The organism is Pseudoalteromonas sp. ESRF-bin5, assembly GCF_002632075.1.
GTDB classification, from domain to species: Bacteria; Pseudomonadota; Gammaproteobacteria; order Enterobacterales; family Alteromonadaceae; genus Pseudoalteromonas; species Pseudoalteromonas marina.
In genome coordinates this window covers 1-8269 of the sequence record NZ_NTLW01000101.1, presented here as the reverse complement: position 1 = coordinate 8269, position 8269 = coordinate 1, and the positions used below count along the sequence as shown (strand labels likewise).

Annotated in this window: 9 protein-coding genes and 1 pseudogene; 4 read left to right on the top strand and 6 right to left on the bottom strand. The window is 39.0% G+C overall.

What is annotated here, in order from left to right; translation table 11 throughout:
- Both BCG07_RS04995 and BCG07_RS04990 read right to left on the bottom strand, forming a co-directional pair.
- Positions 1–458 (bottom strand): aminotransferase class I/II-fold pyridoxal phosphate-dependent enzyme (locus tag BCG07_RS04995; protein WP_286889043.1); only part of this gene is annotated, 458 nt, incomplete at its 3' end.
- Between the two features lie 163 nt (positions 459–621).
- Positions 622–966 carry an Hpt domain-containing protein gene (locus BCG07_RS04990; protein WP_008131485.1) on the bottom strand — a complete coding sequence of 115 codons (345 nt, stop codon included), beginning with the start codon at positions 964–966 and terminating at the stop codon, positions 622–624.
- 135 nt (positions 967–1101) lie between these two features.
- Here BCG07_RS04990 and BCG07_RS04985 point away from each other — a divergent pair, with 135 nt between their 5' ends.
- A complete protein-coding gene (locus tag BCG07_RS04985) occupies positions 1102–1695 on the top strand; it encodes a tRNA-uridine aminocarboxypropyltransferase (RefSeq protein WP_286889041.1) in 594 nt (197 codons plus the stop codon).
- A 20-nt stretch (positions 1696–1715) separates the two neighbouring features.
- Positions 1716–2507 carry a CLCA_X family protein gene (locus BCG07_RS04980; protein WP_286889039.1) on the top strand — a complete coding sequence of 264 codons (792 nt, stop codon included), beginning with the start codon at positions 1716–1718 and terminating at the stop codon, positions 2505–2507.
- Here the strand turns inward: BCG07_RS04980 and dcd are convergent.
- A complete protein-coding gene (gene dcd / locus BCG07_RS04975) occupies positions 2504–3091 on the bottom strand; it encodes a dCTP deaminase (RefSeq protein WP_006792188.1) in 588 nt (195 codons plus the stop codon). The two genes, BCG07_RS04980 and dcd, sit on opposite strands and share 4 nt — an antisense overlap.
- A gap of 4 nt (positions 3092–3095) precedes the next feature.
- Entirely contained in the window at positions 3096–4172 is a 1077-nt protein-coding gene (gene apbC / locus BCG07_RS04970) for an iron-sulfur cluster carrier protein ApbC (RefSeq protein ID WP_243533430.1), read from the bottom strand.
- A 187-nt stretch (positions 4173–4359) separates the two neighbouring features.
- Between apbC and metG the strand changes: the two genes are divergently transcribed.
- Together metG and BCG07_RS04960 are read left to right on the top strand one after the other, a co-directional pair.
- The gene (gene metG / locus BCG07_RS04965) at positions 4360–6381 is read left to right on the top strand and encodes a methionine--tRNA ligase (RefSeq protein WP_286889036.1); all 2022 of its coding nucleotides are present in this window, start codon (positions 4360–4362) and stop codon (positions 6379–6381) included.
- A 124-nt stretch (positions 6382–6505) separates the two neighbouring features.
- Positions 6506–7156 (top strand): bifunctional 4-hydroxy-2-oxoglutarate aldolase/2-dehydro-3-deoxy-phosphogluconate aldolase, encoded by a 651-nt coding sequence (locus BCG07_RS04960; RefSeq protein WP_286889034.1) that lies wholly within the window; start codon positions 6506–6508, stop codon positions 7154–7156.
- A 90-nt stretch (positions 7157–7246) separates the two neighbouring features.
- On the opposite strand, the pseudogene lepB reads toward BCG07_RS04960, so the two are convergent.
- A pseudogene (lepB, locus tag BCG07_RS04955) lies at positions 7247–7897 on the bottom strand (signal peptidase I).
- A 220-nt stretch (positions 7898–8117) separates the two neighbouring features.
- The coding region (locus tag BCG07_RS04950) for an IS3 family transposase (protein WP_286889045.1) at positions 8118–8269 on the bottom strand (152 nt) is incomplete at its 5' end.

The window sequence follows — 8269 nt, the reverse complement described above, 5'->3', positions numbered from 1 at the left end:
TCTTGCTCTTCATCACATAAATAATGAACGGGATTACCGCCCGCTAACTTAACTGACGCAGTCCACAACGGATAATCTGGCGCAGGGATAAGCACTTCATCGTCGTTGTTAAGCAAAGCTTGAGTGATCATTTGGATTAGTTCACTTACCCCATTACCAATATAAATGTTATCAACGTCTAAGTTGTTTAACCCACGTTGTTGATAATGTTGGTACACAGCTACTCTGGCTGAGTAAAGTCCTTTAGAGTCACAATAACCTTGGGCAGAATACAGGTTACGGATAATATCGCGATGCATATCTTCAGGCATATCAAAACCAAATGCAGCTGGATTACCGATGTTTAATTTTAAGACTTTTTGACCATCGTCTTCCATTTTTTTAGCTTGAGCTAAAACAGGTCCACGAATGTCATAACATACGCCTTCTAATTTATGACTCTTTTTTATATCTGACATTTTACCTCTACTGGCTGGCGCCTGATGACCTTTGTAATTTGAGTTTTATAAGCAGGGTCTATTTTATCTAAACAATAAAAACCCGGTTGCCTACTAGACTAACCGAGTAAATATATAACACCAGTAAATTTAACAGCTTAAAACTGAAATTAATTCACGTTAACTATTGTGCATCTAACCATTGTTTAAATTTTGTTTGAGAGCCTTCTACCTGTGGCATTAAGTTGGCACAAGCATCCATCGCTTTAGCTAAGTCATCATCAACTAAGCTTAACTCTATGGTGCGCGAAACATCAGCTAAACTAGACGCACCAAACTGCGCGGCATTTGATTTTAAACTATGAGAATGACGAATCGCTGCCTCTTTATCTTTACCAATGGTTGCCATAACTTCAGAGCCCAGACGTTCAAACTCGGCACAACAAAAATCAAGCGTATCAGCAAACTGCTCGCCCAATAAAGATTTCATATTCTCTAACGCTGATGTATCTATGGTAATGTCTGTCATTATTTAATTCCTTCAACTATCCATGTTCATTGTATTTGATATAACTACTGTATATTGATAAATGAAAAAAAACCAACTTAATTGCTTTCATAAATGTATAATTTACAAGTTAATAATAGAGAGAAAGTTTTTAAAATGGCACGCATTCTTTGTACTCATTGTAATTTTGCACTTAATACCTGTGTATGCAGCGCTATTGAAACAATAACTAACAAAGTTAAAGTTATTATTCTACAACACCCCAGCGAAGAAAAAATAGCAAAAAACACGGCTAAATTACTCGACTTAAGTCTAACTGATTGCGAAATAATCAAAGGTGAAAACAGTGCTGACTTTAGTATGGTAAATAGTTTGCCAAAAGAATCAACAGTACTGCTTTACCCAAACGAAAACGCCACCTGCCTAGATGAACCAAGCTCCACAAAACATAAGCACATCACTCATTTAATTGTGATCGATGGCACATGGAAAAAAGCCTATAAAATTTTACAACTCACCCCTGCACTCAATAAATTTAGAACAGTTAGTTTTAATAAACTACCTAAAAATCGTTATACAATTCGTAAAGCGCTCCGTGCCGATAGCCTCTCTACACTTGAAGCCGTTGCTCATAGCTTGAGCTTAATAGAACATTTAAACCCAGAGCCTTTGTTTACTTTATTAGAAGAATTAATTAATAAACAAACCCAACATATGCCTGAGCACGTAAAAGCACGTTACTTAAATTAAATTTAGCTTTTGATAAACAGATGCGACATTACCCAAATAGATTAAAACGAGGATTTACTCGTCTAGGCCCCGACTATCGCTTTGATGACCAAGTTGATTTTAGCGATATAAGAACCACGTTTGGGTTCAGATCAATGGTGGTTGGTAAATGGGTAACCAAAGAAGAGCGCTATATTAGCGCTAATTTAATTTACGATGCGCTGGCCGACCTGGCGCAAATACTGCACCTACCACCTAGAGCAATTGGTCTGCGCGAAAAGTTAAATTTTGCATTTGGGCACGGTGGTCAAAAAGGTGTGCAAGCGCATTACAATGCAGGCAGTCAAACATTAGCACTTGCTAAAAATGCGGGCGGTGGTGCGCTCGCGCATGAGTGGTTTCATGCATTCGATCACCACATTAGTGAACATTTATTTAAAGTAAAACCACGCTATGGATTTGCTTCAAAGCTTTGGCTTTCAAATACACCAAATTTAATGCACCCACTCAATGACGCACTGAACAGCTTTTATAAAGAAGTATTTTTAGATGCAAGTGGCGAAAATGCCAATGAATTTGTGCAAGCATGTATTAAACACGACCAAGCCCATAATATGAATTATATGAGTATGCCTGAAGAAATTGCAGCTCGCTGTTTTGAAGCCTGTATATATGCACACCCAAATATAAAAAATAGTTTTTTGGTGGACGGTTTGCAATCCAGTAATTTAATATACCCACCAGCACAACATACCACCAAGGCAAATAAAGCGCTTAACCACTATTTTCAACTATTGGGTTATGCGCTTCATAATTTACCCGATAAGGTTTAGCTGTTTTCATCACTTATGCGACTTGCAACTGCACTACTCTGGTCTTTGTATTTAGCATCTTTACGAATGTTATACGGGTTTTCACAAGGCCCTGAGAGCATTTCGAAACTCATAGCGCCAATTTTCATCATTGGGCGCAGCGCTAAGGGTAATTTTCCTGAGTTGTAAAACTCTAATACAATATTACCGCTCCAGCCGGGATCAATTCGGTGTGCTGTTACATGCACCATCAAACCTAAACGCGCAAGCGATGAGCGCCCATCCAACCACCCTACAATATCGGCAGGTAGCGTTACTTTTTCATAAGTGATTGCAAGTGCGAGTTCACCTGGATGTAAAAAAAACGCTTCACCGTCTGCAAGCTCAATTTCCTCACTCATGATTGATTCCATGGCTTTATTGAGTTGATCCTTTGGACCACTTAAATCAACGTATGCTGCATTATGGGCATTGAACGTTCTAAATTTATTACCAAGACGTAAATCTGCTGTCACACCCGATATCATCTCACTACTCGGAGCAGGCTCTATAACTATTCGGCCATCTTTTAGGTGTTCTTTAATATGTGTATCTGAAAGTCTCATGCTTTTAATCTTCTGTAATCACAATTTCTATGCTGTTGTGATGCTGTTGATAATATAGCGTGCTGGCTATAAGCCTAGCTGCTGCGCTGTATGTTTTGCTTATTGCCGCATCGTTATCGCTAGCAATAAGTTTTCCTTGCTCAGAGTACTCTCTAATATCAATGGCAAGGGGAATATGGCTAAGTACCGGAACGCCATGCTTGTGGGCTAGTTTTTGTGCGCCTTCTTTGCCAAATACATGGTTTGCCTCACCGCAGTGGCTGCAAACGTAATGGCTCATATTTTCTATCAAACCAAGTACTGGCACATTTACTTTATTAAACATTGCAATGCCTTTTTGGGCATCAGCAAGTGCTAAATCTTGAGGCGTAGTTACAATCACAGTCCCACTGGCAGGTACTTTTTGGCTCATAGTAAGTTGTATATCACCTGTACCTGGGGGCATATCTACAATTAAATAATCAAGCTCGCCCCAATCAGTCTCGTTCAGTAATTGGCTAAGTGCACCCGATGCCATTGGGCCTCGCCATACTGTTGCGTCATCACTGGGTACTAAAAAGCCGATAGATTGGGCTTTAATGCCATTGGCATCAAACGGTAGTAATTGTTTGTTATCTTTTGTTTTTGGCTCAGCACCAACAAGGCCCAACAACATAGGTATTGAAGGACCATAAATATCAGCGTCTAAAATACCAACTTTTGCTCCCTCAGCTTTTAATGCACCCGCTAAATTAACAGCTGTAGTCGATTTACCTACCCCACCTTTACCTGAAGCAATAAGTACAATGTGTTTAATTCCTTTAAACTTTGCAGGCTCTTGAATATCAACCTTAGCCTTTATTGAGATTTCAATATTTAAAACATCACGGACATGCTGCTCTACAAGGGGGATTTCTGATTGCGCAGCAAAAGGCAAAGTAAGACTAATTTGTAATGATTTATCGTCGTTTTCAGAAATTGACTCAATAAAGCTTTCGTCAATTCCTACGGCAAAGGCCGCACTACGATAAGCCGCTAAAGCAGCAATAATCGGTTGTTTTTGCACCGATTTAGAAGAGAAAAGTTTCGACAGTCCAAACATAGCAATTAAATAGCGTTTCTTTGATGAAAAGTGCCTCGGAATTATGTAACATTCAGGTCATTAACACCAGTCAATTAATAAAAATCCATAAGCAGTGTGAGCGCATAGCCACCTGTTTATAGATAAATTAATGATAACAGCCGTTTAAATAGTAAAAACGGTATTTTATCCTCAATTCGGAATGATTATGGCACAGCGAAAGATCCTGATTACCAGCGCATTACCTTATGCAAATGGCCCAACCCACTTAGGTCATTTATTGGAATATATTCAAACTGATATTTGGTCACGTTTTCAAAAACTTCAAGGCCATGAAACGTATTATGTTTGCGCAGACGATGCCCACGGCACACCAATCATGCTTAATGCACAGAAGCAAGGGATCACACCTGAAGAAATGGTAAAAAATGTGAGCATTGAACGCCAACGCGACTTTGCTGATTTCAACATTAAGTTTGACAATTACCACAGCACGCATAGCCAAGAAAACAAAGAATTTAGTGAATTAATATACAACCGTTTAAACGATGCGGGCCATATAAAAAAGCACACTATTTCGCAATTGTTTGACCCAGAAAAAGGCATATTTTTACCTGATCGCTTTGTAACCGGTACTTGCCCAACGTGTAAGTCTGAAGATCAAAATGGCGATAGCTGTGATTCGTGTGGCGCAACTTACAGCCCAACCGAATTAATAAACCCGCGCTCTGTCATGTCAGGTGCCGAGCCTATTTTGAAAGATTCTGAGCATTACTTTTTTGACCTACCAGCATTTGAAGGCATGCTTAAAGAATGGCTACACTCAGGTACTATTCAACAAGAAATGGCTAACAAGCTAGACGAATGGTTTACTGACGGCTTACAACAGTGGGATATCAGCCGTGATGCGCCTTACTTTGGTTTCGAAATTCCAAATGCCCCAGGTAAATACTTTTACGTATGGCTAGATGCGCCAATTGGTTACATGGCCAGCTTTAAAAACCTGTGTGATAAAAAAGGGATTGATTTTGACGCATTTTGGGCTGAAGGCTCAGAAGCAGAACTTTACCACTTTATTGGTAAAGACATTATTTACTTCCACAGCTTATTTTGGCCAGCCATGCTAGAAGGCGCTAAATTTAGAAAACCAACTAACGTATTTGCACACGGGTTTGTTACTGTAAATGGCGAAAAAATGTCTAAGTCAAAGGGCACGTTTATTAAAGCGCGTACCTACCTAGACAACCTAAATCCAGAATACTTACGTTACTATTACGCAGCAAAATTAAACAGCGGTATTATCGACCTTGATTTAAACCTAGAAGACTTTGCACAACGTGTTAATTCAGATCTAGTTGGTAAAGTCGTTAATATAGCGAGCCGTTGCGCAGGCTTTATTACCAAAAAGTTTGATGGCAAATTAAGCGCAACCATTATGCAACCAGAGCTCCTAGAAGAGTTCCAAGCTGCCGCGCCAAGTATTACCACCCATTTTGAGAACCGTGAATACAGTCGCGCAATTCGTGAAATTATGGCCCTTGCCGACAAAGCAAACCAATTTATTGATGGCGCAGCACCATGGGTATTAATTAAAGACGAAACTAAGCAACAAGAAGCTCACGATGTGTGTTCGCTTGGCCTTAACTTGTTCCGTGTTTTAATTACCTATTTAAAACCAGTACTACCGGCTATGGCCCAAAACGTAAAAGCATTTTTAAACGATGATCTTGCTTGGGATGCAGTACAGACGCCACTAGTAAGCCACTCAATCAATAAATTTAAACCGTTAATGCAACGCGTAGAAATGGACAAAGTAAACAAAATGGTTGAAGAATCTAAAGAAAGCCTAGAGCCTAAAGTAACAATTGACCCAAATAGCCCTCTTGCAAAAGAACCAATTAGCGAAGAAATTGAGTTTGACGATTTTGCAAAGGTAGACCTTCGTGTTGCTAAAATTGCAAAAGCAGAGCATGTAAAAGGCGCCGACAAACTACTGAAGCTAACCCTTGATTTAGGCGGCGAAACGCGTCAAGTATTCGCAGGCATTAAATCAGCTTACGCTCCTGAAGATATTGAAGGTAAGCTAACAGTAATGGTTGCAAACCTTAAACCGCGTAAAATGCGTTTTGGTATGTCTGAGGGTATGGTACTTGCTGCAGGCCCTGGCGGAAAAGAAATTTATATTCTTAATCCTGACGACGGATCAGAACCTGGAATGCGTGTAATGTAAATTTACACATATGAATAAAATAACCGCTGACTCTCAGCGGTTTTTTTATATGTTATTTTATCCTATTTGCGACTTTTATCGATTTTTTGTACCATCGACCAATAACTAATAAAAAAGTAATACAATGCCTAGCACGGTTTCTCAAGAAAAGACTGTAACTCGCAACAAAATTTTAAAGCACAAAATAGTGGCTATTATTCGATTAAAAAAGCAATCAGATGTTGCACCACTTGTCGATTGCTTAGTTGAGGCTGGTATAAAAGTGCTTGAAATCACCTCTAATACACCAGGGTTTGAGCAAGAAATTAAAAATGCACGTATTCGTCATCAACATATTTTGGTGGGTGCAGGCACCATCACAAATACTAAACTAGCTCAACGAGCCATTAATGCGGGTGCACAGTTTATAGTAACCCCTAATACTGATAAGCGTATTGTGTCAGTTGCCCATCAGTGTAATTTACCTGTTTTAATGGGGGCTTTAACGCCAACAGATATCGCTAACGCGATTGAGTATAATGCGGATATTATTAAGGTATTTCCAGCAGGTAGCATGGGAGTTGACTATTTTAAGGCATTAAAAGGCCCATTTGATAGCGCCAATTTAATGCCCGTTGGCGGGATAAATTTAAATAACATTACTCAGTGGTTTGACGCAGGGGCTTGCGGTGTAGCCATTAGTAGTGATTTTTCAAAAGTGATTACTAGCCACGCTGACAAGCAAGCTCTTAGCCAATTAGTTCATGACTATTTAACTGACATACCCACTGATTAAAGGTTTTTGATTTGCTGTAATCACTAGGTATTGTTCAAACTTAAATTACATCAAATACTTAATATTCTGTTCAAACAAATCAAAATGCACTTAGTTTAAAGAGAGCAGAACACGCTCTTTCCTTGGTATGTAGTAATTATCGTAATCAAGCGAAACAATGACCTTATTTGCTTTTCCGAGTAGTTCACCACGAGGGATTAAACCAATTACGCGAGAGTCTGCGCTATTGTCACGGTTATCCCCCATTGCCAAATAGTAATCATCTGGAATGGTGATCGTTTCAAAGCCAGCTAATTGGGATGGTACATTTGCTATCCTAATGGTGTGCTTCTTACCGTTTAATATCTCTACTTTATCAACCGAATCGATATTATTTTGCACATGTTCGTAGTTAAGCTTTTTGCCATTAATAATTAATTCGTTATTTACTAAAGAAACGGTATCACCAGGTACACCAATAACACGTTTAATTAATCGGTTATCTGCCGCTTATGAGTCGAATACAATAATGTCCCCTGTTTGTGGTTCGTTAATTTTAAGCAAAGAAATATGCGTAAAAGGCACTCGTAAGTCGTACGCCATTTTGTCTGTTAAAATTCTATCTCCTTGCTCAATTGTAGGTTTCATTGAGCTCGTAGGCACTTCGTACCAGTCGGCTACTGCGCTTCTAAACACACTCATTAAGGCAATAAATACAATGAGTGAACGATTATTTTTCCAAAATTTATAAAGCACTTTCATAACTGCTCCCCTTAATTGATCAAGTAATGGTATGACCTAACAGCGCTTTGGCAGTTCAAAAAAGGATGTAACAAAAGATGTTTGACCAAAAAACGTTTTTGATCGATTAAATTTTCAGCAGCGTAGCATCTTAGGAATTTAGCAAATATTACTTAAAGGAAACTAACATGTTTAAGAAGATTGAATCGCCCCGAGTTCATCGGAGACCAGTTTGTTTAAGTCAGGCCACTTTACCTGACTCGTTTAAATTATCATAGTAGTCTGTTTCATATTGAGCTGGTGAAATATACCCAATTGAAGATAATAAGCGTTGATTATTAAACCAATTGACCCACTCTAACGTTGCGTATTCAACAGCATCAACATTCTTCC

Coding starts and splice junctions, on each gene's coding strand:
- BCG07_RS04980 (WP_286889039.1), top strand. CDS start 1,716: ATGCGACATTACCCAAATAGATTAAAACGAGGATTTACTCGTCTAGGC.
- dcd (WP_006792188.1), bottom strand. CDS start 3,091: ATGAGACTTTCAGATACACATATTAAAGAACACCTAAAAGATGGCCGA.
- metG (WP_286889036.1), top strand. CDS start 4,360: ATGGCACAGCGAAAGATCCTGATTACCAGCGCATTACCTTATGCAAAT.
- BCG07_RS04960 (WP_286889034.1), top strand. CDS start 6,506: ATGCCTAGCACGGTTTCTCAAGAAAAGACTGTAACTCGCAACAAAATT.
- BCG07_RS04985 (WP_286889041.1), top strand. CDS start 1,102: ATGGCACGCATTCTTTGTACTCATTGTAATTTTGCACTTAATACCTGT.
- BCG07_RS04990 (WP_008131485.1), bottom strand. CDS start 966: ATGACAGACATTACCATAGATACATCAGCGTTAGAGAATATGAAATCT.
- apbC (WP_243533430.1), bottom strand. CDS start 4,172: ATGTTTGGACTGTCGAAACTTTTCTCTTCTAAATCGGTGCAAAAACAA.